This is a genomic window from Streptomyces sp. NPDC096136, from assembly GCF_044763325.1.
GTDB lineage: Bacteria > Actinomycetota > Actinomycetes > Streptomycetales > Streptomycetaceae > Streptomyces.
In genome coordinates, this window is record NZ_JBIWFZ010000004.1 from 155,692 (window position 1) to 181,051 (window position 25,360).

Annotated in this window: 20 protein-coding genes; 9 read left to right on the top strand and 11 right to left on the bottom strand. The window is 71.8% G+C overall.

Features of this window, described 5'->3' with window-relative positions:
- Positions 1-142 precede the first annotated feature (142 nt).
- Positions 143-610 carry an RDD family protein gene (locus ACIRBY_RS09910; RefSeq protein WP_403898649.1) on the bottom strand — a complete coding sequence of 156 codons (468 nt, stop codon included), beginning with the start codon at positions 608-610 and terminating at the stop codon, positions 143-145.
- Positions 611-796: 186 nt separating this feature from the next.
- Here ACIRBY_RS09910 and glnA point away from each other — a divergent pair, with 186 nt between their 5' ends.
- Entirely contained in the window at positions 797-2,206 is a 1,410-nt protein-coding gene (glnA, locus tag ACIRBY_RS09915) for a type I glutamate--ammonia ligase (protein ID WP_366452721.1), read from the top strand.
- Between the two features lie 174 nt (positions 2,207-2,380).
- On the top strand, positions 2,381-2,641 hold the full coding sequence (locus ACIRBY_RS09920) for a hypothetical protein (RefSeq protein WP_403898651.1): 261 nt from the start codon (positions 2,381-2,383) through the stop codon (positions 2,639-2,641).
- A 45-nt stretch (positions 2,642-2,686) separates the two neighbouring features.
- Here ACIRBY_RS09920 and ACIRBY_RS09925 read toward each other — a convergent pair whose 3' ends face one another.
- Positions 2,687-3,340: a TetR family transcriptional regulator gene (locus ACIRBY_RS09925; RefSeq protein ID WP_403898654.1), complete on the bottom strand. Its 654-nt coding sequence runs from the start codon at positions 3,338-3,340 to the stop codon at positions 2,687-2,689.
- Between the two features lie 87 nt (positions 3,341-3,427).
- Between ACIRBY_RS09925 and ACIRBY_RS09930 the strand changes: the two genes are divergently transcribed.
- Positions 3,428-4,198, top strand: coding sequence for an SDR family NAD(P)-dependent oxidoreductase (locus ACIRBY_RS09930; RefSeq protein ID WP_403898657.1), 771 nt, complete (start codon positions 3,428-3,430; stop codon positions 4,196-4,198).
- A 63-nt stretch (positions 4,199-4,261) separates the two neighbouring features.
- Here ACIRBY_RS09930 and ACIRBY_RS09935 read toward each other — a convergent pair whose 3' ends face one another.
- The 6 genes from ACIRBY_RS09935 to ACIRBY_RS09960 form a co-directional block, all read right to left on the bottom strand.
- On the bottom strand, positions 4,262-4,780 hold the full coding sequence (locus ACIRBY_RS09935) for a DUF4240 domain-containing protein (RefSeq protein WP_403899562.1): 519 nt from the start codon (positions 4,778-4,780) through the stop codon (positions 4,262-4,264).
- 127 nt (positions 4,781-4,907) lie between these two features.
- Positions 4,908-7,589, bottom strand: coding sequence for a pyruvate dehydrogenase (acetyl-transferring), homodimeric type (gene aceE, locus ACIRBY_RS09940; RefSeq protein WP_403898660.1), 2,682 nt, complete (start codon positions 7,587-7,589; stop codon positions 4,908-4,910).
- Positions 7,590-7,859: 270 nt separating this feature from the next.
- Complete coding sequence (locus tag ACIRBY_RS09945; protein ID WP_045951851.1) at positions 7,860-8,486, bottom strand: GntR family transcriptional regulator; 627 nt, start codon at positions 8,484-8,486, stop codon at positions 7,860-7,862.
- A 188-nt stretch (positions 8,487-8,674) separates the two neighbouring features.
- Complete coding sequence (gene sucB / locus ACIRBY_RS09950) at positions 8,675-10,450, bottom strand: 2-oxoglutarate dehydrogenase, E2 component, dihydrolipoamide succinyltransferase (RefSeq protein WP_403898663.1); 1,776 nt, start codon at positions 10,448-10,450, stop codon at positions 8,675-8,677.
- Positions 10,451-10,507: 57 nt separating this feature from the next.
- The gene (gene lpdA / locus ACIRBY_RS09955; RefSeq protein ID WP_045950452.1) at positions 10,508-11,896 is read right to left on the bottom strand and encodes a dihydrolipoyl dehydrogenase; all 1,389 of its coding nucleotides are present in this window, start codon (positions 11,894-11,896) and stop codon (positions 10,508-10,510) included.
- Between the two features lie 339 nt (positions 11,897-12,235).
- Positions 12,236-13,765 (bottom strand): leucyl aminopeptidase, encoded by a 1,530-nt coding sequence (locus ACIRBY_RS09960; protein ID WP_403898666.1) that lies wholly within the window; start codon positions 13,763-13,765, stop codon positions 12,236-12,238.
- A 357-nt stretch (positions 13,766-14,122) separates the two neighbouring features.
- Here ACIRBY_RS09960 and ACIRBY_RS09965 point away from each other — a divergent pair, with 357 nt between their 5' ends.
- From ACIRBY_RS09965 to ACIRBY_RS09990, 6 genes are all read left to right on the top strand, one after another.
- Entirely contained in the window at positions 14,123-16,150 is a 2,028-nt protein-coding gene (locus ACIRBY_RS09965; protein ID WP_403898669.1) for a hypothetical protein, read from the top strand.
- Positions 16,151-16,261: 111 nt separating this feature from the next.
- Positions 16,262-17,803, top strand: a complete 1,542-nt coding sequence (pelF, locus tag ACIRBY_RS09970; protein WP_403898671.1) for a GT4 family glycosyltransferase PelF — start codon at positions 16,262-16,264, stop codon at positions 17,801-17,803.
- The gene (locus ACIRBY_RS09975; protein ID WP_403898674.1) at positions 17,800-19,425 is read left to right on the top strand and encodes a hypothetical protein; all 1,626 of its coding nucleotides are present in this window, start codon (positions 17,800-17,802) and stop codon (positions 19,423-19,425) included. The genes pelF and ACIRBY_RS09975 overlap by 4 nt, the downstream gene beginning before the upstream one ends.
- Complete coding sequence (locus ACIRBY_RS09980; protein WP_403898677.1) at positions 19,422-20,102, top strand: spherulation-specific family 4 protein; 681 nt, start codon at positions 19,422-19,424, stop codon at positions 20,100-20,102. Before ACIRBY_RS09975 ends, ACIRBY_RS09980 begins: the two co-directional genes overlap by 4 nt.
- On the top strand, positions 20,099-20,911 hold the full coding sequence (locus ACIRBY_RS09985; protein ID WP_403898680.1) for an endo alpha-1,4 polygalactosaminidase: 813 nt from the start codon (positions 20,099-20,101) through the stop codon (positions 20,909-20,911). The genes ACIRBY_RS09980 and ACIRBY_RS09985 overlap by 4 nt, the downstream gene beginning before the upstream one ends.
- Positions 20,912-20,998: 87 nt before the next feature.
- Positions 20,999-21,424, top strand: a complete 426-nt coding sequence (locus ACIRBY_RS09990) for a hypothetical protein (RefSeq protein WP_403898682.1) — start codon at positions 20,999-21,001, stop codon at positions 21,422-21,424.
- A 50-nt stretch (positions 21,425-21,474) separates the two neighbouring features.
- On the opposite strand, the gene ACIRBY_RS09995 is transcribed toward ACIRBY_RS09990, so the two are convergent.
- The 3 genes from ACIRBY_RS09995 to ACIRBY_RS10005 form a co-directional block, all read right to left on the bottom strand.
- Positions 21,475-22,650, bottom strand: a complete 1,176-nt coding sequence (locus ACIRBY_RS09995) for a sensor histidine kinase (protein ID WP_403899565.1) — start codon at positions 22,648-22,650, stop codon at positions 21,475-21,477.
- An 85-nt stretch (positions 22,651-22,735) separates the two neighbouring features.
- Positions 22,736-23,470 carry a hypothetical protein gene (locus ACIRBY_RS10000; protein WP_403898685.1) on the bottom strand — a complete coding sequence of 245 codons (735 nt, stop codon included), beginning with the start codon at positions 23,468-23,470 and terminating at the stop codon, positions 22,736-22,738.
- Positions 23,467-25,353, bottom strand: coding sequence for a phosphatidylglycerol lysyltransferase domain-containing protein (locus ACIRBY_RS10005; protein ID WP_403898687.1), 1,887 nt, complete (start codon positions 25,351-25,353; stop codon positions 23,467-23,469). The genes ACIRBY_RS10000 and ACIRBY_RS10005 overlap by 4 nt, the downstream gene beginning before the upstream one ends.
- Between the last annotated feature and the right edge of the window lie 7 nt (positions 25,354-25,360).

Genomic DNA, 25,360 nt, shown 5'->3' on the forward strand with positions numbered 1-25,360 from the left:
CCGCGCCCCGCCGGCGGCAGGCGGGCCCCGGCCCCCCGCTCACCGGCACTATAACCAAAAACACGAGGAGCGCCCCCCGCGCCGCCGGCCGGGTGGGGCGCTCCTCTTCCGTTCTCCTGCGCCGTCCCCGGCGGGGGCGGCCTCAGATCCGGACCTGGACCGCTCCGGAGAGCCGGTCGTGCAGTCCGCGGCCGTCCCGGTCCCAGACCAGCGCCGGGATGACCAGGGCCAGCAGCACCGTACGGAGCACCACGCGGGGGAGGCCGAGGCGGCCGCCGTTCTGCCCGATCACCCGGAGGCCGAGCATCCGCTTGCCAGGGGTGAATCCCACGGTGCCCACGGTCAGGATCGCCAGGGCCACGAAGAGCCCCAGCGTCCAGTTGCCCGCCGAGGTCAGGTCGCCATGGGTGATGAGCCCGTATGCGATCAGCTGGCAGCCGATCCAGTCGATGGCCACGGCGCCGAGCCGGCGCCCGAAACGGGCCACGGAGCCGGGCCCCGACTGAGGCAGGCCGAGCTGCTGGCCCGGATAACCGAAGTCGACGCCCATGTCCTCGGCGGCCGCGCGGGGGCCGGAGAGCCAGGAACCGATTGCTTGCCTGTTGTCCACTCCACCACGGTACCGGTGCGCTTCGACGGGACCTGGACGGGACCCTGGTTAACTTGTGCGAAACAAATGGGTCATGCTTGGGAAATCCCGTCTGCTTATGGTCGGGTCAGCGTGCGGCACCGCACTGACGCGCCACGAGCTATAAAGCCCGTCCCTGCCCCGGGGACCGGGAGTAGGAGGAGTTGGATGTTCAAGAACGCCGACGAAGTGAAGCAGTACATCGAGGAGAACGACGTCAAGTTCGTCGACGTCCGCTTCTGCGACCTGCCTGGTGTGATGCAGCACTTCACCATTCCGGCGCGAGCGTTCGACCCGGCGGAGGAGCTGGCCTTCGACGGTTCCTCGATCCGCGGCTTCCAGGCGATCCACGAGTCGGACATGGCGCTGCGCGCCGACATCACGACCGCGCGTCTGGACCCGTTCCGCAAGGACAAGACGCTCAACATCAACTTCTTCATCCACGACCCGATCACGGGTGAGGCCTACAGCCGCGACCCGCGCAACATCGCGAAGAAGGCCGAGGCCTACCTCGCCTCCACCGGCATCGCCGACACCGCGTTCTTCGGCCCCGAGGCCGAGTTCTACGTGTTCGACAGCGTGCGCTTCGCGACCTCCGCGAACGAGGGCTTCTACCACATCGACTCCGAGGCCGGCGCCTGGAACACCGGTTCCGAGGAGAACAACCGCGGCTACAAGGTCCGCTACAAGGGCGGTTACTTCCCGGTCGCCCCGGTCGACCACTTCGCCGACCTGCGCGCCGAGATCTCCCTGGAGCTGGACGCCCAGGGCCTCCAGGTCGAGCGCCAGCACCACGAGGTCGGCACCGGCGGCCAGGCCGAGATCAACTACAAGTTCAACACGCTGCTGGCCGCGGCCGACGACCTGATGCTCTTCAAGTACATCGTGAAGAACGTCGCCTGGCGCAACGGCAAGACCGCGACCTTCATGCCGAAGCCGATCTTCGGTGACAACGGCTCGGGCATGCACGTCCACCAGTCCCTGTGGGCCGGCGGCGAGCCGCTCTTCTACGACGAGGCCGGCTACGCGGGCCTGTCGGACACCGCCCGCTACTACATCGGCGGCATCCTCAAGCACGCCCCGTCGCTGCTCGCCTTCACCAACCCGACGGTGAACTCGTACCACCGCCTGGTGCCGGGCTTCGAGGCGCCGGTCAACATGGTGTACTCGCAGCGCAACCGCTCCGCCGCCATGCGCATCCCGATCACGGGCTCGAACCCGAAGGCCAAGCGCGTCGAGTTCCGCGCGCCGGACCCGTCCTCGAACCCGTACCTCGCCTTCGCGGCGCTGCTCCTCGCGGGCCTCGACGGCATCAAGAACAAGATCGAGCCGATGGAGCCGATCGACAAGGACCTCTACGAGCTCTCCCCGGACGAGCACGCGAACGTTCCGCAGGTCCCGACCAGCCTCGAGGACGTCCTCAAGGCCCTGGAGGAGGACCACGAGTACCTCCTGGCCGGCGGTGTCTTCACCCCCGACCTGATCGAGACCTGGATCGACTACAAGCGCACGCACGAGATCGCCCCGATCGCCCAGCGTCCGCACCCGCACGAGTTCGAGCTCTACTTCGACCTGTAAAAAGTCGGCCCGCGAAGCCGGGATCGTGCCTGCTGGGAGGCCCCCCGCCGCTCTCTTCGGAGAGGGGCGGGGGGCCTTCTGCTTTTGACAGGTCGCCCGACCGGAGTAACGGTTGATTGGGACCTAAAGGCCCGATAAGCCCGATAAGCGATACATGTTCGGAGGTGCATGAAGATGCGCCGTAGGATCATCGGTGCCGCAGTCGCCGGCGCCGCGGGGATCACCCTGGCCCTGCTGCCCCTGAGCAGCGCGTCCGCCCACGACCACGACGGGAACTGGAACCGTTCCGGCCACTCCCGCTGGGCCAACAACTGGGACGATGACGACGACTGCGGCAACAGCGGCCACTGGCGGCACCATGGCAACTGGGGCAATAACGACTGGAGCCGCTGGGACAACGCCAACTGGGACGGCGACTGGGGAGGCTGGCGCTGACCCGTCCCGCCCGTCCGGACTCCTTCCGGTGCCCCTGCCCCGCGCTCAGCGGAGCAGGGGCATCGCGCCGGTCAGCTCGCGCAGGCAGCGCACCGCGAGGTCGGCCGGGGAGCCGGGCCCGGAGACCGGGGCGTCGCCGGCGGACCACAGCTCCAGCGCGACGCGGATCGCGTCGGTGGCGGCCGCGGACACCAGGCGTACGGACAGCTCCTGCGCCTCCGGGCCCGCCAGTCGGGCCACGATGGGGACCAGCCGCTCCTCGGACTCCTGGTTCACCCGGTACCAGACGGCCCGCAGGGCCTCGTCCGTGGCGGCCGCGCGCAGCAGGCCGCGGGTGACCTCCAAGCCCTCCTCGACGGCCTTGGAGTCGCTCAGGGCGCGGGTCACGGCCCGTTCCAGGGCCTGCGCCAGCGGAGTGGCGGGGTCCTCCTCGGCGAGCAGCGCGCGCCAGGCGTCGCCCCCGCCGGCGAGCAGCGGGGCCACGGCTTCCTGCTTGTTGCGGAAGTAGCGGTAGAAGGTGCGCAGTGCGACCCCCGCCCGGTGGGCGATGTCCTCGGCGGTGGTCCCGTCGGGGCCGTGCGCGGCGAAGAGCTCGCAGGCGGCGCGGGCGATGTCGAGCTGGGTGGCGGCCTTGCGGCGCTCCGTCAGCGACTGGGCTCCGGAGCCGCTCTGGGGGGAGTACGGACGGGGAGATCTCACGGGTGAAGCGTACCGCCAGTCGGATCAGATGGATGCATTTGATGCCAGTCTGGCAAAACGTGTCATCTTCTCGGTACGCTTCACCTCATGAACCGTTACGAAGGACGTCGCGTCCTCATCACCGGCGGCGGCTCCGGCATCGGCCAGGCCACCGTGCACCGCATTCTCTCCGAGGGCGGCCGCGTCCACACCGTGGACGTCAACGAAACCGGCCTCAAGGCCACCGCCGAGCGGGCCGCGGCCGACGGCCACGCCGGCCGGCTCACCACCGCCGTGCTGGACATATCCGACGAGAGCTCGGTCAAGGAGGGCGTCGCCGCCGCCGTGGACGCCCTCGGCGGCATCGACGTGCTGGTCAACGCGGCGGGCATCCTGCGCTCCGCGCACACCCACCAGACCACGCTCGACTTCTGGAACAAGGTCATCGCGGTCAACCTGACCGGCACCTTCCTGATGATCCGCGAGTCCCTCCCCGCGCTGCTGGCGGGCGACCAGCCGGTCGTCGTGAACTTCAGCTCCACCTCGGCGAGCTTCGCGCACCCCTACATGTCCGCCTACGCGGCCAGCAAGGGCGGCATCCAGTCGATGACCCACGCCCTGGCCGCCGAGTACAGCAAGCAGGGCCTGCGCTTCGTCTCCGTCGCCCCCGGCTCCATCGAGAGCGGCATGACCACCGGCAACGGCCCCGGCCTGCCCGAGGACACCGACTGGTCCCTCTTCGCCAAGCTGGCCCCGGCCCTCGGCCAGGGCTTCGCCGGCCCGCAGACCGTCGCCGGCGTCGTCGCGATGCTCGGCTCCGAGGACGGCGCCTTCATCACGGGCACCGAGATCCGCATCGACGGCGGCACCCACTACTAGGCCGCCCCCAGGACCGCCCGGCCCGCCGGACGGGGCGGCCCGGGCTCCGGACCCGGCCGGGGCTCAGCCCCCGAAGCGGTCCCAGAGCCGGGGGAAGCGCTCCGCGAGCACGGCTTCGTTCTCGAAGTCCAGCGGGGCGCCCTCCGGCTCCTCCGCCTGGAGGGGGATCCCCAGGTCGGGCGCCACCGCCCCGGTCAGCTGCTCGTACGCCTCGTCGGCCGCGTACCCCAGCTCCTCGCCGTCCCCGTCGATCTCCTCGTCGAACTCGCCCAGGAGCTCCGCCAGCTGGTCCGGGTCGTGCACCCCGCCCTCGAAGACCTCCCGGCCCTGCCCGATGAGCCAGCACCGGAAGTAGTCGAACGCGTCGTCGCTCGCGCCGCCGAGCAGCACCCACGCCGCCCCCCACAGGTCCCAGGTGTACGCGCGGTTGTACCGGGACTCGAAGTGCCGGGCGAAGTCCAGCACGGAGTCGGGATCCAGCTGGGCCAGCCGTTCCACGAGCAGCTCGGCATGCTCCTCGGGGTCGCCCTCGGCGGCCTCGCGGGTACGGTCGACGATCTCCCAGAACTCCGTCTCGTCCATCACGCGATCCAGCATCACGGCTCCACCCCCGCACCGCCACCGCTCATACGGCCAAAGGCCGGTGCCCGACCCCCGCGGGGGTCGGGCACCGGCCTTCGGTGCGGTGCGCGTTCCGGTCGCCGGCGGCTCAGAGGCCGTAGCGCTCCCGGGCCTCCTTGACGGCGGACGCCGGGACCTCGCCGCGGCGGGCGAGCTGGGCCAGGGCGGCCACCACGATGGACTGGGCGTCGACGCCGAAGTGGCGGCGGGCGCCCTCGCGGGTGTCGGAGAGGCCGAAGCCGTCCGTGCCCAGCGAGGTGTAGTCCTGCGGGACCCACTGGCTGATCTGGTCCGGAACCTGGCGCATCCAGTCGGAGACGGCCAGGACCGGGCCCGGGGCGCCCTCCAGTACGCGGGTGACGTACGGGGTGCGCTCCTCGCCGCGCAGCAGGGCCTCGTCGCACTCCAGCGCGTCGCGGCGCAGCTCGCCCCACGAGGTGGCGGACCACACGTCGGCGGCCACGTTCCAGTCGGCGGCCAGCAGCCGCTGCGCCTCCAGGACCCAGTGGATCGCCGTACCCGAGGCCATGAGCTGGATCTTCGGGGCGTCGGCGGCCGGGGCGGCCTCCAGGGCGGCGGCCGTGTTGAAGCGGTACAGGCCCTTGAGGATGCCCTCCTCCACGCCCTCGGGCATGGCCGGCTGGACCTTCGGCTCGTTGTAGACCGTCAGGTAGTAGAAGACGTCCTCGGGCTGCTCGCCGTACATCCGGCGCAGACCGTCCTTGACGATCACCGCGATCTCGTACGCGAACGCCGGGTCGTAGTTGAGCGACGCCGGGTTCGTGGACGCGATCAGGTGCGAGTGGCCGTCCGCGTGCTGGAGGCCCTCACCGGTCAGGGTGGTGCGGCCGGCGGTCGCGCCGACGATGAAGCCCTTGCCGAGCTGGTCGGCGAGCTGCCACATCTGGTCGGCGGTGCGCTGCCAGCCGAACATCGAGTAGAAGATGTAGAACGGGATCATCGGCTCGCCGTGCGTCGCGTACGACGTGCAGGCGGCGATGAAGTCGGCCATGGCGCCGGCCTCGGTGATCCCCTCGTTGAGGATCTGGCCGTCCTTGGCCTCCTTGTAGTACATCAGCTGGTCGCGGTCGACCGGCTCGTACGTCTGGCCCAGCGGCGAGTAGATGCCGGCCGACGGGAAGAGGGACTCCATGCCGAAGGTACGGGCCTCGTCGGGGACGATCGGCACCCAGCGCTTGCCGGTCTCCTTGTCCCGCATCAGGTCCTTGACGAGGCGGACGAAGGCCATGGTGGTGGCCATCTCCTGCTTGCCGGAGCCCTTGATGAGCGGGGCGAAGGAGCGCTCGGCCGGAGCCGGCAGGGCCACGTGGTGGACCTTGCGGGCCGGGGCGGGGCCGCCGAGGGCCGCGCGGCGCTCGTGCAGGTACTGCACCTCGGGGCTGTTCGCGCCCGGGTGGCCGTACGGGACCTTGCCGTCGGCGAAGGCGCTGTCCGGGATCGGGAGGCCAAGGAGGTCGCGCATGTCCTTGAACTCGTCGATCGTCAGCTTCTTCATCTGGTGGTTCGCGTTCTTCGACTCGAACCCGGCACCCAGCGTGTGGCCCTTGACGGTCTGCGCCAGGATGACCGTCGGCGCGCCCTTGTGCGCCAGGGCGGCCTTGTACGCGGCGTACACCTTGCGGGGCTCGTGGCCGCCGCGCGAGGTGTGGAAGCACTCGGCGATCTTCGCGTCGGACAGCACCCCGGCCAGCTGCACGAGCTCGGCGTTGGCGCCGAAGAAGTGCTGGCGGATGTAGGCCACGTCGCGGGTCGCGTACGTCTGGAACTGCGCGTCCGGCACCTCGCGGATGCGGCGTACCAGGGCGCCCGTGGTGTCGAGCTGGAACAGCTCGTCCCAGGCGGAGCCCCACAGGGTCTTGATGACGTTCCAGCCGGCACCGCGGAACTGGGCCTCCAGCTCCTGGACCACGCGGAAGTTCGCGCGGACCGGGCCGTCGAGGCGCTGCAGGTTGCAGTTGATGACGAACGTCAGGTTGTCGAGCTGCTCGCGGGAGGCCAGGGCCAGGGCGGCGGTCGACTCGGGCTCGTCCATCTCGCCGTCGCCGAGGAAGGCCCAGACGTGGGAGTTGGAGGTGTCCTTGATGTTCCGGTTCTGCAGGTAGCGGTTGAAGCGCGCCTGATAGATCGCGGAGAGCGGGCCGAGGCCCATGGAGACCGTGGGGAACTCCCACAGCCACGGCAGGCGCCGCGGGTGCGGGTAGGACGGCAGGCCGTTGCCGCCGGACTCCTGGCGGAAGTTGTCGAGCTGCTGCTCGGAGACGCGCCCGTCGAGGAAGGCGCGGGCGTAGATGCCGGGGGAGGCGTGGCCCTGGATGTAGAGCTGGTCGCCCGATCCGTCGGCCTCCTTCCCGCGGAAGAAGTGCTGGAAGCCGGTCTCGTAGAGCCAGGCCGCCGAGGCGAAGGTGGCGATGTGGCCGCCGACGCCGTACTTGGAGCCGCGGGTCACCATGGCGGCCGCGTTCCAGCGGTTCCAGGCGGTGATCTTGGCTTCCATCTCCTCGTCACCCGGGAACTCGGGTTCGGCGGAGGTGGGGATGGTGTTGACGTAGTCCGTCTCCAGCAGCTTCGGCAGCGCCAGGCCGGCGGCCTCGGCGTGCTGGAGCGTGCGGCGGAGCAGGTATTCGGCGCGGCGCGTACCGGCGGCCTTGGCGACGGCGTCGAGGGAGGCCGCCCATTCGGCGGTCTCTTCGGTGTCGCGGTCCGGGAGCTGGTCGAGCTCGCTCGGAAGCTTTCCTACGGGGTCGGACATCGGTGTGCGCCGCCTTCCGGACAAAGGAGAGGAGGTGGTGAAGAAAACCCTGACGGGCAGGACAGGGCCGATGGACCCGGGTGGGGGTCCGCAGTGACTGTAAATCCCTGATCGATGATCGATCAAATAAAAGTGACGAATATTCGACGCTACGGCGAAAGTCGGCACCGGGTGCCATGAACACAGGCACGCCGTGCCGGTTTCATCAGTACACGCCAAAGTGCCCGCGACCCCCTGGAGGATCGCTCAAAACCGCAGGTCAGAAGCGGGTCAGGCGCTCCGTGGGGCGCAGCCCAGGACGTGCCGCTTCACCAGCACCCCGATGTCCGGGTCCTGGCTGCGGAAGGCCGCGACGAGGGCCTCGTGCTCCTCGGCGTACGACTTCTGGACGGTTCCCAGCCACCGGATCGACAGGGCGGTGAAGACCTCGATGCCCAGGCTCTCCCAGGTGTGCAGCAGCACGCTGTTCCCGGCGGCCCGCACCAGCTCCCGGTGGAAGCCCACCGTGTGCCGCACCTGCGCGGTGCCGTCCTGGACTCGGTCGGCCTCCCAGAGGGCCGCCACGTGCGGCTCCAGCGCCGAGCAGTCGGCCGCCAGCCGCGGCGCGGCCAGCTCGGCCGCGATCTGCTCCAGGCCGGCCCGGACCGGGTAGATCTCCTCCAGGTCGGCCGCGGAGAGGTTCCGTACGCGCACGCCCTTGTTCGGCGCCGACTCGATCAGCCGCAGCGTCTCCAGCTCGCGCAGGGCCTCCCGCACGGGCGTCTGGCTGACCTCCAGCTCGACCGCGATGCGCCGCTCGACGATCCGCTCGCCGGGCTTCCAGCGGCCGCTGACGATCCCCTCCACGATGTGCTCGCGGATCTGCTCGCGCAGCGAGTGCACGACGGGTGGGGTGATCATCGGGGTTCAACTCCTGTGTGTGCGGACACGCGGGGCCTGATGCCTAGACAATAAGGCCGCTGTGGCCTGCTCCGATGCGTTCGTGGTCAGGGACGCAGGGTGAGGCTCGTTACAACGACGGCGCCCCCGCCCGGACGAATCCGGGCGGGGGCGCCGCAAGCGGCAGATCCCTGCGCGCTCTGGCCTTACAGGCCGAGCTCGACCTCGAACTCGCCGGCCTCGAGGATCGCCTTGACGGCGGTGAGGTACCGGGCCGCGTCCGCGCCGTCCACCAGGCGGTGGTCGTAGGACAGGGTCAGGTACGTCATGTCGCGGACGCCGATGACGGTGCCCTCTTCGGTCTCGATGACCACCGGGCGCTTGACCGTGGCACCGATGCCCAGGATCGCGACCTGGTTCGGCGGAACGATCACCGTGTCGAACAGCGCACCGCGCGAGCCGGTGTTGCTGATGGTGAAGGTCGCGCCGGACAGCTCGTCCGGGGTGATCTTGTTGCCGCGGACCTTGGCGGCCAGGTCGGCGGTCGCCTTGGAGATGCCCGCCAGGTTGAGGTCACCGGCACCCTTGATGACCGGGGTCATCAGGCCCTTCTCGGAGTCCACGGCGATGCCGATGTTCTCCGAGTCGAAGTAGGTGATGGTGCCCTCGTCGTCGTTGATCCGGGCGTTGACGACCGCGTGGGCCTTCAGCGCCTGGGCAGCGGCCTTGACGAAGAACGGCATCGGGGACAGCTTGACGCCCTCGCGGGCGAGGAAGCCGGCCTTGGCCTTCTCGCGCAGCTTCATGATCTTGGTGATGTCCACCTCGACCACGGAGCTGAGCTGCGCCTGCGAGTGCAGGGCCTTCATCATGTTGTCGCCGATGACCTTGCGCATGCGGGTCATCTTGACCGTCTGACCGCGCAGCTCGGACACCGCGGCCGGGGCCTTGGCGGCGGCCGGGGCGGCAGCGGCCGGGGCCGGGGCGGCGGCGGCCTTGGCGGCCTCGGCGGCGGCCAGGACGTCCTGCTTGCGGATACGGCCACCGACACCGGTGCCCGTGACCGAGGCCAGGTCGACGCCGGACTCCGAGGCGAGCTTGCGCACCAGCGGGGTCACGTAGGCGCCCTCGTCACCGGCCGAGACCGGGGCGGCGGGGGCGACCGGAGCGGCGACCGGAGCCGGAGCGGCCACCGGGGCCGGAGCCGCGGGGGCGACCGGGGCCGGGGCGGCGACCGGGGCGGCCGGGGCGACCGGGGCCGGAGCGGCGACCGGAGCCGCGGGGGCGACCGGGGCCGGGGCGGCGACCGGGGCGGCCGGAGCGGCCGGAGCCGGAGCGGCGGCGGCCGGGGCGGCGGCCGGAGCGGCACCGGCGACACCGATGACGGCCAGACGCGCGCCGACCTCGGCGGTCTCGTCCTCGGCGACCAGGATCTCCAGCAGGGTGCCGGAAACCGGGGCGGGGATCTCGGTGTCGACCTTGTCCGTGGAGACCTCGAGCAGCGGCTCGTCGGCCTCGACGGACTCGCCGACCTCCTTCAGCCAGCGGGTGACGGTGCCCTCGGTGACGGACTCGCCCAGGGCGGGGAGCACGACATCGGTGCCGGACGCGGCCGGAGCGGCGGCGGCGGGGGCCGGGGCGGCCGGGGTCTCGGCCGGTGCGGGGGCGGCCGGGGCCTCGGCGACCGGCGCCGGGGCGGCGGCGGGCTCGGCGGCCGGGGCGGCGGCCGGGGCAGCGGCGCCCGAGCCGTCGTCGATGATGGCCAGCTCGGCGCCGACCTCGACCGTCTCGTCCTCGGCGACCTTGATGGACGCGAGGATGCCGGAGACGGGGGAGGGGATCTCGGTGTCGACCTTGTCGGTCGAGACCTCGAGCAGCGGCTCGTCGGCCTCGACGCGCTCGCCCTCGGCCTTCAGCCAACGGGTGACAGTGCCCTCGGTGACGCTCTCACCGAGCGCCGGAAGGGTTACGGAAACCGGCATGGTTTCTGTTGCTCCTAACGAAAGTGCGGAAGTGGTCGTCGCGCCCGTGACTGTGGATTAGTCGTGTGCGTGAAGGGGCTTGCCGGCCAGGGCCAGGTGGGCCTCGCCGAGCGCCTCGTTCTGGGTCGGGTGCGCGTGGATGAGCTGCGCGACCTCGGCCGGCAGGGCCTCCCAGTTGTAGATCAGCTGGGCTTCGCCGACCTGCTCGCCCATCCGGTCACCGACCATGTGGACGCCGACCACGGCACCGTCCTTGACCTGGACGAGCTTGATCTCGCCCGCGGTCTTCAGGATCTTGCTCTTGCCGTTGCCCGCCAGGTTGTACTTCAGGGCCACGACCTTGTCCGCGCCGTAGATCTCCTTGGCCTTGGCCTCGGTGATGCCGACGGAGGCGACCTCGGGGTGGCAGTACGTGACGCGCGGGACGCCGTCGTAGTCGATCGGGACGGTCTTCAGACCGGCCAGCCGCTCCGCCACCAGGATGCCCTCGGCGAAGCCGACGTGCGCGAGCTGGAGGGTCGGGACGAGGTCGCCGACGGCGGAGATGGTCGGCACGTTGGTGCGCATGTACTCGTCGACCAGGACGTAGCCGCGGTCCATCGCGACGCCCTGCTCCTCGTAGCCCAGGCCCTGCGAGACCGGGCCGCGGCCGATGGCGACCAGCAGCACCTCGGCCTCGAAGGTCTTGCCGTCGGCGAGGGTGACGCGGACGCCGGACTCCGTGTACTCGGCCTTCTGGAAGAAGGTGCCGAGGTTGAACTTGATGCCGCGCTTGCGGAAGGCGCGCTCCAGGATCTTGGAGCTGTTCTCGTCCTCGACCGGGACGAGGTGCTTGAGGCCCTCGATGACGGTGACGTCGGTGCCGAAGGACTTCCACGCCGAGGCGAACTCGACGCCGATGACGCCGCCGCCCAGGATGATCGCGGACTGCGGCACGCGGTCCAGGACCAGCGCGTGGTCCGAGGAGATGATGCGGTTGCCGTCGATGTCCAGGCCGGGCAGCGACTTCGGCACGGAGCCGGTCGCCAGCAGGACGTGGCGGCCCTGGATGCGCTGGCCGTTGACGTCGACGGAGGTCGGGGAGGAGAGGCGGCCCTCACCCTCGATGTAGGTCACCTTGCGGGAGGCGACCAGGCCCTGCAGACCCTTGTACAGGCCGGCGATGACCTCGTCCTTGTACTTGTGCACACCGGCGATGTCGATGCCCTCGAAGGAGGCCTTGACACCGAACTGTCCGGCTTCGCGCGCCTGGTCGGCGACCTCACCGGCGTGCAGCAGAGCCTTCGTGGGGATGCAGCCGTTGTGCAGGCAGGTGCCGCCGAGCTTGTTCTTCTCGATCAGCGCAACGTCGAGACCCAGCTGCGATGCGCGGAGCGCCGCGGCGTAGCCGCCACTGCCACCGCCGAGGATCACTAGGTCGAAAACGGTGCTGGCGTCGTTCGCCACGTCACGTCCTCCATGCATGTGCGCCGGGCACCGGTCCTCTGTGACCGGGCGGCGGCTGGTAATCGGCCGCTTGTTTCTTCGGCCCTGTGGTGGGGGCCCTGTCCTGCCGAGAACCCATCTTCGCATTTGTCGGGGGAACGCGGGACGCCGGGCCCCGGGTGTGGACCGTCGTTCCGCCCGAAGTCCGGGTTACCCGGGCGTAGAAACCTACTGATCCTCAAGATTTCTTCCAGAGCGAACACGCCCCGGGGCCGAGGTCCCGGTCCCGGGGCGCGCAGCGCGTCGCGGAGCACGTCCCACCAGGTGGGACGTGCTCCGCGACGGCGGTGGCGGGGCGGGTCAGCCCAGGTCGCCGGTGGCGGTGCGCTCGGCCAGGCGCACCAGGGTGCGGACGGCGGAGCCGGTGCCGCCCTTGGGGGTGTAGCCGTACGGGGCGCCCTCGTGGAAGGCCGGGCCCGCGATGTCGAGGTGGGCCCAGGTGATGCCCTCGCCGACGAACTCCTGGAGGAAGAGGCCGGCCACCAGGCCGCCGCCCATCCGCACGCCCATGTTGGCGATGTCGGCGGTCGGGGAGTCCATGGTCTTGCGCAGGTCCTCGGGGAGCGGCATCGGCCAGGAGGACTCGCCGACCTCCTCGGCGATCTCGTGGATCGACGTGCGGAAGGCGTCGTCGTTGGCCATGATGCCGAAGGTGCGGTCGCCCAGCGCCAGCACCATCGCGCCGGTCAGGGTGGCCACGTCGACGATCGCGTCCGGGTTCTCCTCGGAGGCCTTGGTCAGGGCGTCGCCCAGGACCAGGCGGCCCTCGGCGTCCGTGTTCAGGACCTCGACGGTCTTGCCGCTGTACATGCGCAGGACGTCACCGGGACGGGTGGCGGAGCCGGACGGCATGTTCTCGGCGAGGGCGAGCCAGCCGGTGACGTTGACCTTCAGGCCCAGCTTGGCGGCGGCGACGACGGCCGAGAACACGGCGGCCGCCCCGGACATGTCGCACTTCATGGTCTCGTTGTGACCGGCCGGCTTCAGGGAGATGCCGCCCGAGTCGTACGTGATGCCCTTGCCGACGAAGGCGAGGTGCTTCTCCGCCTCGGGGTGGGTGTAGGCGATCTTCACCAGGCGCGGCGGGTTCTCGGAGCCCTTGCCGACGCCCATGATGCCGCCGTAGCCGCCCTTGACCAGCGCCTTCTCGTCCAGGACCTGGGCCTTGAGGCCGAGCTCCTTGGCGGTGGCCGCGGCGATCGCGGCGAAGGCGGCCGGGGTGAGGTCGTTCGGCGGGGTGTTGATCAGGTCGCGGGCGACGTTGACCTCGGCGGCGACGACGACGGCGCGCTCGGCGGCCGCCTTGTGCTCCTTGTCGCGCGGCTTGGCGCCGAGCAGGGCCACCTCGGCCAGCGGCTGCTTGGGGCCGCCGTTCTTGGCGGCCTTCTTCTCGCCGCCCTGGTAGGTGGTGAAGGCGTACGCGCCCAGCAGCGCGCCCTCGGCCACCGCGGTGACGGCGGAGGCGTCCTCCAGGGGGAGCGCGAAGGCGGCCTTCTTGGAGCCGTGCAGCGCGCGGGCGGCGGAGCCGGCGGCGCGGCGCAGGGCCTCCTCGTCGAAGGACTCGTCCTGCTCGGGCGCGGGGCCCAGGCCGACCGCCAGCACGACCGGGGCCTTGAGGCCGGCCGGGGAGGGCAGCTTGGTGGTCTCGCCTTCGGCGCCGGAGGCGCCGAGCGCGTCCAGTACGGCGGCGAGCTTTCCGTCGAACGCCGTGTCCACGGCCTCCGCGCCGGCGGCCACGACGAGCCCCTTCGGGCCCTTCGCCACGCCGACCACGAGGGCGTCGGCGCGCAGCGTCGCCGCGCCGGCAGTGCTGAGAGTCAGAGCAGTCACGGTGGTGAAGTCTCGCTTCCGTTTGTGTTATATGGGCGCTTCTGTCGCGTCGGGGTCGCCGGCCGCTCCGCAGCGATCGTATTCGGGCCCGACGGCCGCCGGAAACGAGCCTACGCGCAGCCCGTCATCCGTACGTCACTCGAAGGTTTGTCAACTTGTTCGACCAAAGCGCCATCAGGTTCACCCATCTGTGGACTCTGCTCCAGGTTTGCCGATGAGACCTGACGAGGTCCGAGAGACTCGAGCCACTCTCGCAAGGGGACGCGGGGTCCTTTTGCATGATTTCCACAGAGCCTCCCCGGCCCGGCCGTCCGCCATCGGCCGCGACGAGGGACGCCTGCGGGGGGAAAGGCCGAAATGGTCAACAAGAACCGGATGAACAGGGCTGCCGCGGCCATGGGCGCAGCGGCGCTGATCTCGGTAGCCGTACCCGCCACGACCGCCCACGCGGCGACCGTGGCACCGCGCATCGACCTGAAGGTGCTGGTCGTCGACGACGGCGGCAGCTCGGTCGGGGCGATCACCGCGGAACTCCGCGACACCGGAGTCCCGTACACGCGGGTCGACCTGGGCAGCGCGAGCCGCCCGAAGATCGACGCCGCCTTCCTCAGCGACACCGTCAACGGCCGGCCGCGCGCCAAGTACCAGGGCGTGGTCCTGCCGAACGAGAACCCCTTCGGCACCGGCTCCGCCGAGATGGCCGCACTCACCACGTACGAGACCACGTACGGGATCCGCCAGGTGGACGCCTACACCTGGGCGCACCCCGAAGTCGGCCTGGAGTACACGGACAACGGCGGCTACACCGGCACCCTCGACGGCACGCAGGCCGCCGTCACCGACGCCGGCAAGGCGGGCCCCTTCGGCTACCTCGGCGGTCAAGTGGCCTTCGAGGACAACTCTCCCCTGATTCCGGAGAGCTACGGGTTCATCGCCAAGCCGATGGCCGGCTACACCAGCTACGTCGACGCCCCCGTGGGCTCCGGACGCGGCTCCCTCGTCGGCGAGTACGCCCACGACGGCCGCAGCGAACTCGTCGTCACCTTCGGCTACAACCAGTACCAGCAGCAGTTCCGGCTGCTGGCCCGGGGCATCGTCGAATGGCTCACCCAGGGCGTGCACCTCGGCCAGGAGCGCAACTACTTCGCCGTCCACGTCGACGACGTCTTCGCCCCGGACGCCCGCTGGGACAAGGGCCTGAACTGCACGCCCGGCGACTACGCCTGCGCGGGCGGCGAGGGCAAGGAGTCGACGGTCCGCATGACCGCCGCCGACGCCCAGTACCTCGCGCAGTGGCAGACCTCCAAGGACTTCAAGCTGGACCTGCTCTTCAACGCGGGCGCCGGCGAGGAGTGGAAGACCGAGAACGGCGGCACCGACGCCCTGACCACCCAGCTCCTGGCCGACAAGGCCAAGTACCGCTGGATGAACCACACCTACACCCACCTCTTCCTCGGCTGCACCCAGGACGTCAGCGTCAGCCCCTGGACCTGCACGAAGAACGCCCAGGGCCAGACCAACTGGATGAGCCGGGCCGACATCTCGGCGCAGATCCGCGACAACAACAACTGGGCCGCCTCCAAGGGCCTCACCACCGACCGCTCCGAACTCGTCACCGGCGAGCACTCCGGCCTCAAGACCCTCCCGCAGCAGCCCCAGGACAACCCCAACCTGGCCGGCGCCCTCGCCGACAACGGGGTCAAGTGGGCCGGGAGCGACAACTCCCGCGAACCCGACCAGCGGGCGGTCGGCGCCGCCCTGACCGTCCCCCGCTACCCGATGAACGTGTACTACAACACGGGCACCAACGCGGAGATGGCCGACGAGTACAACTGGATCTACACCAGTCGCGCCGACGGCGGCAGCGGCCTCTGCGAGGACAACCCGGCGACCTCCACCTGCCTGCCCGCCCCGCTGGACGTCAACACCGGCTACCTCGACTACATCGTCCCGACCGAGGCGAAGACCGCTCTGCGCCACGTCCTCGCCAACGACCCGAAGCCGCACTACGTCCACCAGTCCAACCTCGCCGAGGACCGGACCCTGTACCCCGTGCTCAACCAGGTCCTCGACACCTACCGCTCCCTCTACGCGCCCAGCGCGCCGATCGTCAACCAGAGCATGAAGGCCACCGGCGTCGAGCTCCAGCGCCGCGCCGCCTGGAACAAGGCGATCGCCGCGAACCAGGTCACCGCCTACCGCATCGGCAAGGACGTCACCGTCAAGGCGCCCTCCGGCATCGTCGCCCCGATCACCGCACCCAACGGGACGAAGAAGCAGCTCCTGCTCGGCACCGCCGACTTCGGCACCGCCTACGCCGGCACCCGCTCCGCCTGGACGGCCCCCGACCTGCTCCAGTCGGCGGTCACCCTCCGGCTCCTCTGACCGCGGGGCCCCGCGCCCCGTCGTCGCCCGCTCCACCCGGTAGTACCCAGTGCCGGCGCTCCGCCCCACCGCGGGCGCCGGCCCCTTTTCAGTCCTGGGGGGACTCAGCACATGAGCCATGGGCGTCATGTCACCATGCTCACCGAAGGCACCTACCCGCACGTCCACGGGGGCGTCAGCACCTGGTGCGACCAGCTGGTACGCGGAATGCCGGAGGTCGACTTCAACGTCATAGCCCTCACCGGCTCAGGACGCGAGCCGGTCACCTGGCAGCTGCCGCGCAACGTCTACCGGCACACCGCCGTCCCGCTGTGGGGCCCACCGCCCCGGACGACCCGCCGCACCGCCCTGCGCGGCAGGGCCCACCGCCGCTTCACCGAGGTCTACGAGGCCTTCCTGCTCTCCCTGCTCGGCCCTCCGCCGGCCACGGCCGGCGACGGCCCCCACCGCGGCGGCTTCTCCGAAGCCCTCCGCGAACTCGCCCGCCTCGCCCGGGCCGGCCGCCTCGCCCCGGCCCTGCGCTCCGAACCCGCGCTGCGCCTGCTGATGGCCGTCTGGACCCGCCCCGGCCTGGCCACCGCCGCCGCCGGGCCCACCATCCACGACGCGCTCACCGCCACCGACCTGCTGGAACACGCCCTGCGCCCGCTGTCCGTGCGGATCCCGCCCGACAGCGTCGCCCACGCCGTCAGCAGCGGCCTCGCCACCCTCCCGGCCCTCGCCGCCAAAACGCTCGACGGGGTGCCCTTCCTCCTCACCGAGCACGGCATCTACCTGCGGGAGCGCTACCTCGGCTACCGCACAGCCGCCCAGCGCTGGCCCGTCAAGGCCCTCGTCCTCGGCTTCTACCGGGAGCTCAACTCCGAGGGCTACCGGCAGGCCGACCTGATCACCCCCTGCAACCAGTACAACCGCCGCTGGGAGGAGCGCGGGGGCGCCGAAGCCGAACGCATCCGCACCGTCTACAACGGCGTCGACCCGCACGTCTTCCCCGAGGCCGGGCCCGAACCCGACGTGCCCACCCTCACCTGGTGCGGCCGCATCGACCCGATCAAGGACCTCGAAACCCTCATCCGCGCCTACGCGTTCATGCGCGGCGAACTCCCCGCCCTGCGCCTGCGCCTCTTCGGCCCGGTCCCGGCCGGCTGCGAGGAGTACAGGCTGCGCCTGGAGAAGCTCGCGGCCGAACTCGGCGTCGGCGACGGCATCAGCTGGGAGGGCCCGATCAGGGAGGTCCACCGGGCCTACGCCGCCGGCAGCGTCGTCATGCTCTCCAGCATCAGCGAGGGCTTCCCCTTCAGCATCATCGAGGCCATGTCCTGCGGCCGCACCACCGTCTCCACCGACGTCGGCGGCGTCCGCGAGGCCGTCGCCGACACCGGCCTGGTCGTCCCGCCCCGCGAGCCCGAGACCATGGCCCGCGCCACCCTCGCCCTGCTCCGCGACGACGAACGCCGCGCCGAACTGGGCCGGATGTCCCGCAAACGGGTCGTCGAGAAGTTCACCCTCCACCAGTCCGTGGACGGCTTCCGCCACATCTACCGCGAGCTCGCCGGACAGCCCGCCCCGCCCGTCCGCCCCGGCGACGAGTGGACCCGGCGCCTCGCCGACCCCTGGTACCGGGAACTCGCGGCCGACGGGAGCGTGGGATGAGCGGATCCCTCTGGCTCAAACCGCCCGGGCCGGAAGGCCCCCGGACCCGCACCGGCCGCACCGCCCGGCCGTACCCCGCCGCGGCCGCCACCGACACCCTGCCCGTCCTCCCCCGGCCCGGCGGCCCCGGGCCGGGGGAGGGGGAGGCCGCCGCCGACCCCATGGACGAACTCGCCCGGCGGCTCGACGCGTTCGTCGCCGCCGCCGTCCACCCCGACGAGATCGCCGCCGTCCTCGAATCCGACGGCATGACCGACGAGTACATCCGCCTCACCTACGGCCGCCCCGACTCCTTCGCCCTCGCCGAGGAGCTCTACGACCGCGTCCCCCGCTCCTTCCCCGAACCCGACGCCCTCCCCGACCCCTGGAAGGTCTCCCTCACCGCCTGCCTGCTGCGCGGCCTGATCTTCGCCCTGCCCGGCCTCGCCTACCTGCTGGGCGCACCCCTGCTGGAGGGCCCGCCCGACCGGCTCGGACTGCCCGCCGGCACCCTGACCCTGCTCGCCGGCGCCCTCATCGGCTGGGTCTGGGACCAGACCCTGTCCCACCGCGCCTACACCTGGCTCGGCCTCGGCGACCGCGCCTCCGCCGGGCGGACCCTGCTCGTCGGCGCTCCCGCCGGGGCGCTCCTGGGCACCGCCGCCGCGTTCGCCGTCCCCGGCGGGCCCCCGTTCTCGTACGCCTTCGCCGCCGGACAGGCCCTGTACGTGGGGGCCGCGACCGTCCTGCTGGTCCTCGGACGGGAGCGGCTGCTGCTGGCCGCCCTCGGCCCGATGGCCGCCGGATCGACGCTCGCCCTGTTCACCGACCCGCCCGTGCCCGTACGGGTGACCCTGCTGCTGGTGTCCCTGGCCGCCGCCTGCACCCTCGCCCTGCGGGAGCTGCCGCTGGCCGAGGGGGCCCGGGCCGCCGTGCGCAGGATCCGCCGGCCGGCGCCGGGAGGCGCCACCGGCCGGGCGCGCCTCCACTCCGGCGGAGGGGGCACGGTGCGCTGGCGGATGCTGCGCGGCGCCGAGGAGGACCGCGCCCGGCGCGGCCCCCGCATCCGGGACTCCGTGCCCTACGGGGTGTTCGGGCTCGGGACCGGCCTGCTGGTGCTGTACGCCGCCCTGGGTGAGGTCCTCACCGGCGGCCCCGCCGAGGCCGTCGCGGCCCCCTCGGCGGTGGCCCTCACCCTCAGCATGGGGCCCGCCGAATGGCTCCTGCACCGCTTCCGCAGCGGCAGCCTCGCCGGGCTGCGCGCCGCCCGCTCGCCCCGGGCGTTCCGGCGGCGGATGCTCTCCACCCTGACCCGGTGCCTGGCCGTGTACCTGACGGTCCTGCTCCTGCTGGGCACCGCCGGAACCCTGCTGTGGCCGCACGCCCCGGGCCTGACCTGGGACCGCGCCGCCACCCTGCTGCTGCTCGGCGCCGTGATGTGGACCGGGCTGCTCCTGCAGTCCTTCGGCGCCGTCCGGCCCGCCGCCGCGGTCTGCGCCGCCGCGGCCGCCGCCCAGAGCCTGGCCCTGCTCGCCGGGGCGCAGCAGTCCCGGCTGGTCCAGCTCGTGGTGGCCGGCGCCGCCGCGGCCGTGCTGTCCGTCCTGGTCTGCCTGCTCCTCGGCCGTGCGACGGCCCACCGATGACCCCGCGTTCCGAGGACGACGGCATGCTGCTGGTCCCGCTCTACGAGCACCCCGCCGACCGGCCCGAGGCGTGGGAGCGCCTCATCGCCTCCGCCGACCGGCTGCACTCGGTCGTGCTCAACCCCGACAGCGGGCCCGGCAGCGCCCCCGACGAACGGTTCGCCGCCGTCGCCGTCCGGCTGCGGGACGCCGGCGTCCCCGTCCTCGGCTACACCGACACCGACTACGGGCGCCGCCCCCACGCCGAGGTCGTCCAGGACCTGCTGCGCCACCGCGACTGGTACGCGGCCGACGGGGCCTTCCTCGACCAGGCCGCCTCGGGCCCCGAACTGCTGCCCCACTACGGCCGGCTCGCCGTCGCCGCCCGCGCCGCCGGGGCCCGTACGCTCGTCCTGAACCACGGCGTCCACCCGCACCCCGGGTACGCCGGGCTCGCCGACCTCCTCGTCACCTTCGAGGGCCCCTGGGACGCCTACCGCGACGGCGCCGCCACCCCGCCCCCCTGGACCGCCGACCACCCCGCCGAACGGTTCTGCCACCTCGTGTACGCCGTCCCGCCGCACGCCCCGGCCGCCGAACTGGCCGCCGAACGGGGGGCCGGCGTGCACTGCGCCGTCCCGGGCGGCGGCGTACACCCCTGGGGGACCCTCCCGTACGCCCTGGAGACCACCGGATGAAGCGCTCCGCCACCCTGCTGACGGCCGGCCTGCTGCTGCTCACCGCCTGCACGGCCGGGCCGGACGACGACGGCGAGACCCCCGACCTCGCGCCGGCCCCGGCACCGGGGGAGCGCTGGCAGCCCCGGCCGGGGACGCCCTGGCAGTGGCAGCTCTCGGGGAGGCTGGACACCTCGGTGAAGGTGCCGGTGTACGACGTGGACGGGTTCAACACGACGAAGGAGCAGGTAGCGGGGCTGAAGAAGGCCGGGCGGCGGACCATCTGCTACGTCTCCACCGGCGCCTGGGAGGACTTCCGCACCGACGCCGACGCCTTCCCGAAGTCGCTGCTGGGGGAGGGCAACGGCTGGAAGGGCGAGCGGTGGCTGGACATCCGCCAGACGGCCGCCCTGGAACCGCTGATGGCCAAGCGCTTCGACATGTGCCGGGACAAGGGCTTCGACGCGGTGGAGCCCGACAACATGGACGGCTACCAGAACAAGACCGGCTTCCCCCTGACCGCCGACCACCAGCTGGCCTACAACCGCCTGATCGCCCGCCTGGCACACGACCGCGGGATGGCGGTCGGCCTGAAGAACGACCTCGACCAGATCCCGCACCTGGTGGGCGAGTTCGACTTCGCCGTCAACGAGCAGTGCGCCCAGTACGAGGAGTGCGACACCCTCACCCCCTTCATCAAGGCGGACAAGGCCGTCTTCCACGTGGAGTACGAACTCTCCACGAACCGCTTCTGCGCACGGTCGAAGGAGCTGAAGCTGAGCTCGATGCAGAAGAAGTACGAACTGGGCGCATGGCGCAAGCCGTGCTGAGTACCGACAAGTAAGCTGACGGCATGTCATAGCCGGTCCCAAGGGCCCGGCTTGAGCGGATCACACCGAGAGGACAGGGTGCTCAGGTTGAAGAAGATCAAGGCTGCCGTCGTCGCCGTCGCCACCATCGCGGGAATGGCCGTGGCCGTCGCACCGGCCCAGGCGGCGGCCAGCTGCAACGCCGGGGGCGGCGGCCTCTACATATGTGACTACGGGGTGAAGGACCACGCGCTCCCGGGTGGGGAGAAGGAACAGTTCCTGGTCGGCACCGACTATGCGGTGTGGACGCGCTGGACCATCAACAAGCAGTGGACCGGCTGGGTGTCCCTGGGCATGCCCGACCCCCTCGGCAAGGCCCGCGCCGCGAGCTCCATCAACGTGACGGACGAGCAGTCCCAGGGCAACTTCCGCACCGGCATCTACCTCCGCAACAGCAACGGCGCCCTCGTGGGCAAGGTGCGCCCCGCCCTCGGGCAGGGCTGGTGGGCCTGGGACTTCCCCAACTGCTGCTGACCGGGGTCGGCTTCCGACACCGCCCCGCCCGGGTCCCGCCGCCCCGCCCCTCACACCGGCAGGATGGCGTGGACCCGGTAGCCGCCCCCGTAGCGGGGACCCGTGAAGCAGGAGCCGCCGAGGGCGCCCGCGCGTTCGCGCATGCCGAGGAGGCCGTGGCCGCCGCCCGGGTCGCCCTGGGCGGGGGAGGAGTCCGCCGAGTCGCCGCCGTCGTCCAGTACGGTCACCTCCACCGAGGCGCCCACCCGGACCACGCTGACCTGGGCCCGGGCCCCCGGGCCCGCGTGCTTGCGGACGTTGGTCAGCGCCTCCTGGACCACCCGGTACGCCGCCAGGTCCACGGCGGCCGGCAGCGGGTCCGTGCCCGTTCCCAGCTGGACCGCGGCCTCCACCGGCAGGCCGGCGTGTCGGAAGGTGTCCAGCAGTTCGTCCAGGACGGCCAGCCCCGGCGCCGGCTCCGTCGGCGCCTCCGGGTCACCGGACTGCCGCAGCAGCCCGACCGTGGCGCGCAGCTCGTTCAGCGCCGAGCGGCTCGCGTCCCGTACGTGGGCCAGGGCCTCCTTGGCCTGGTCGGGCCGCTTGTCCATGACGTGCGCGGCCACGCCCGCCTGCACGTTGACCAGGGCGATGTGGTGGGCCACCACGTCGTGCAGGTCCCGGGCGATGCGCAGCCGCTCCTCGGCGACCCGCCTCCGGGCCTCCTCCTCGCGGGTGCGCTCGGCGCGTTCCGCCCGTTCCCGGATGGCGTCGACGAAGGCCCTGCGGCTGCGCACCGCGTCCCCCGCGGCCGCGGCCATCCCGGTCCAGGCGAAGATGCCGATGTTCTCCTGCGCGTACCAGGGCAGCGGCCCGGCCAGCATCGCCACCCCGGTCAGGCCCGCCATCGTCAGCAGGCCGGTGCGCCAGGTGGTGGGGCGGTCGGTGCGCGAGGCCACGGTGTACAGGGCGATCACGGCGCTCATCGCGACGGGTGCCCGCGGCTCGCCGGTGGCCAGCTCCACGAGCGTCAGCGCGCAGGTGACGGCGAGCACGCTGCGCGGCCGGCGGCGCCGGAAGACGAGGGCGGCCGCGCCGAGCACCATCAGCACCAGGGAGACCGGTTCGGGGGCGCGGGTGCGGAAGGTGGGGCCGAGCGGGCCGTGCGGGTCGACGAAGGAGCCGAGGACCATGGCGACCAGTGCCCCGAGCGCCAGCACGGCGTCGGTGGCGAGCGGGTGGGCCCGCATCCACTGCCGCCCGGTGGGGAAGGGCCCGGGTCCGAGGTCTGTGGTCACCCGGATACGGTACGGGCTCGCACGCCTCCGGCAGGGCTCAGGCCGGCCCGGGGGTGCGGGACGGGGGAGGGGCGGGCGGGGCGCGGTGGCCCAGCGGGGCGCGGGAGCGGGGCGGCCCCCACTTGGCGCGGGCCACGCACACGGCCATGACGGCGGCGATCGCCGCCAGGTGCTCCTTGCCGGCGAGGTTGTCCTTGACGAGGACCTCCCCGATCATCACGAGGATCACGAGGGTGCCGGTGAAGTAGGCGCGGTAGCGCCAGCAGACGTAGATGGCCAGGCCCACCACGGCGGCCGAGGGGCCGGTGTCGTTGACGACGCGGTCGGTGACCGGCAGCCCGAAGGGGTGGTCGGGTCCCAGCGAGAGCCCGATGCGGGCGTAGGTGGTGCCGGCGAGGGTGGCGACGTAGCCGATCAGCAGGGTGCGCCACCAGCCGATGCAGATCTCGGCGATCCCGAAGACCAGCAGGATCTGCGCGAGCGCCCCCCACACCGGCAGGTCGAGGGCGGGGACGAAGAGGGACAGCGGCGTGCGCAGCAGCGCGAGCCACAGGGGGTCGACGGCCTTGACGGACCCGAGGTTCTGGACGGGCTGGAAGCCCCAGTGCGTGTTCTGCACGATCTGGAAGACCGAGGTGAGGCAGACCGCGCCGATGGTCATCGGGGCGGCCCGCCACTTGTCGTGGACGAGTGCGTCCCTGAGGGTCCAGAACAGGGGGCCCCACTCGCGGCGGGCGAACCGCCGCGGTGAGGCCGTCGTCCACGACGTCAACGAATCGTCTCCAGATGTCTGCGGTGCAGCCACTTCGGCAGGCCGGGCGCCTCCAGGAAGCCCTCGGCCCGGCCCGCCGCGATGCCGATGCGCAGCAGGTCGGAACTCTTCTCGAAGAGCATGAACCGCGGCTCCCAGATCGGGCGGTATTTGGCGTTGGCCCGGTAGAGGGACTCGATCTGCCACCAGCGGGAGAAGAAGCTCAGCAGCGAGCGCCACATGCGCAGCACCGGACCCGCGCCGAGCTTGGACCCCCGCTCGAAGACGGAGCGGAACATCGCGAAGTTCAGTGAGACCTGTGTGACGCCGATCTCCTTCGAGCGCTCCAGGAGTTCGATGACCATGAATTCCATCAGGCCGTTCTCGGAGTCCCGGTCACGGCGCATCAGGTCCAGCGACAGGCCCTTGGGGCCCCAGGGAACGAAGGACAGCACGGCGCGCAGGTCGCCGTTGCCGTCGGTGCACTCCAGCATCACGCACTGGCCGTCGCCCGGATCGCCCAGGCGGCCCAGGGCCATGGAGAAGCCGCGCTCGGTCGCGCCGTCGCGCCAGTCGTCGGCGCGCTGGAGCAGGACGGTCATCTCCTCGGCCGGGATGTCGGCGTGCCGGCGGATGCGGACGGTGTAGCCGGCCCGCTTGACGCGGTTGTAGGCCTGCCGGACGGTGCGCATGGCGCGGCCCTCCAGCGTGAACTCGTCGGTCTCGACGATGGCCTCGTCGCCCAGCTCCAGGGCGTCCAGCCCGTGCCGGGCGTAGATCTGTCCGGCCTCCTCGGAGGCGCCCATCACGGCCGGCACCCAGCCGTGCTCGCGGGCCTCGGCCAGCCAGGGCTCGATGGCGCCCGGCCAGGCCTCGGGGTCGCCGATGGGGTCGCCGGAGGCCAGCGAGACCCCGCCGACGACGCGGTAGGTGACGGCGGCCTTGCCGGTGGGGGACCAGATGACGGACTTCTCGCGGCGCAGCGCGAAGTAGCCGAGCGAGTCGCGGTCGCCCTGCTTGGCGAGCAGGGCCCGCAGCCGCTCCTCGTCCTCGGGGGTGAGCGGGTCGACGGCGCGGCGCGAGCGGAAGGCGGCGAAGAGCACGGCGAGCAGCAGCAGCATCGACATGACGTTGATGAACACGTCCACCCAGGCGGGGGTGGTGATCGCGTTGTACGCCTTGTCGTCGGGGGCCAGGGTGATCAGCCGCATCACGCCGTACCGCCAGCGGGCCAGGAACGTGGCGTCGGCCCGGTCCGGGTCGGTGTTGGTGGCGCCGACGAGCAGCGCGGCGACCAGCGAGGTGAGGAGCAGGCCGACGGCGGCGACGGCGGTGGCCAGCCTGGGGTTGGAGCGGTCGCCCTTGGCGTAGAACTCGTGGCGGCCCACCAGCAGGGCGCCGACGAACGCCGCGGTCAGGACGAGGGAGACCCAGTTCTGCGCGTGGTCGCGGAACTCGGGGTAGCACAGGCTGAACTCGCCGCCGGTGCACGGGGCGAAGGCGGCGACCGCGAACGCCAGCAGCAGCATGCCGCTGACCACCAGGTTCAGGATCCACGCGGCCCGCTTGCGCCGGCCCATGGTGACCGCGAGCAGCAGCGAGAACAGGCCGGAGGCGAAGCCGGCCGTCAGCAGGTACGGGGTGTAGAAGTCGGCGGTGTTGTGCCGGCGCAGGTCCTGCCCGAGCGAGAGCCACACCGCACTGAGGAAGTTGACGAAGGTGACGGCCCGGAGGTACCAGACCGCGAAGGCGGCGCTGCGCCGCGAGCGCGGGCTGCCCCTGCGGGTCTCCGGCTTCGCGGCTGCTTCCCCTCCCTGCTCCTTCTTGTTGTTGGAACCCTTGCCGGAAGCCTGATCGAGGCTGTTCCGGTCGGTTTCTACGCTGGTCAAGCGGACCTCTCCCATGAGACGC

Bases quoted from the DNA above. Each gene is read 5' to 3' on its own strand.
- glnA (WP_366452721.1), top strand. From the start codon at position 797: ATGTTCAAGAACGCCGACGAAGTGAAGCAGTACATCGAGGAGAACGAC.
- ACIRBY_RS09920 (WP_403898651.1), top strand. From the start codon at position 2,381: ATGCGCCGTAGGATCATCGGTGCCGCAGTCGCCGGCGCCGCGGGGATC.
- ACIRBY_RS09930 (WP_403898657.1), top strand. From the start codon at position 3,428: ATGAACCGTTACGAAGGACGTCGCGTCCTCATCACCGGCGGCGGCTCC.
- ACIRBY_RS09935 (WP_403899562.1), bottom strand. From the start codon at position 4,780: ATGGACGAGACGGAGTTCTGGGAGATCGTCGACCGTACCCGCGAGGCC.
- aceE (WP_403898660.1), bottom strand. From the start codon at position 7,589: ATGTCCGACCCCGTAGGAAAGCTTCCGAGCGAGCTCGACCAGCTCCCG.
- sucB (WP_403898663.1), bottom strand. From the start codon at position 10,450: ATGCCGGTTTCCGTAACCCTTCCGGCGCTCGGTGAGAGCGTCACCGAG.
- ACIRBY_RS09965 (WP_403898669.1), top strand. From the start codon at position 14,123: ATGGTCAACAAGAACCGGATGAACAGGGCTGCCGCGGCCATGGGCGCA.
- pelF (WP_403898671.1), top strand. From the start codon at position 16,262: ATGAGCCATGGGCGTCATGTCACCATGCTCACCGAAGGCACCTACCCG.
- ACIRBY_RS09975 (WP_403898674.1), top strand. From the start codon at position 17,800: ATGAGCGGATCCCTCTGGCTCAAACCGCCCGGGCCGGAAGGCCCCCGG.
- ACIRBY_RS09980 (WP_403898677.1), top strand. From the start codon at position 19,422: ATGACCCCGCGTTCCGAGGACGACGGCATGCTGCTGGTCCCGCTCTAC.
- ACIRBY_RS09985 (WP_403898680.1), top strand. From the start codon at position 20,099: ATGAAGCGCTCCGCCACCCTGCTGACGGCCGGCCTGCTGCTGCTCACC.
- ACIRBY_RS09995 (WP_403899565.1), bottom strand. From the start codon at position 22,650: ATGCGGGCCCACCCGCTCGCCACCGACGCCGTGCTGGCGCTCGGGGCA.
- ACIRBY_RS10005 (WP_403898687.1), bottom strand. From the start codon at position 25,353: ATGGGAGAGGTCCGCTTGACCAGCGTAGAAACCGACCGGAACAGCCTC.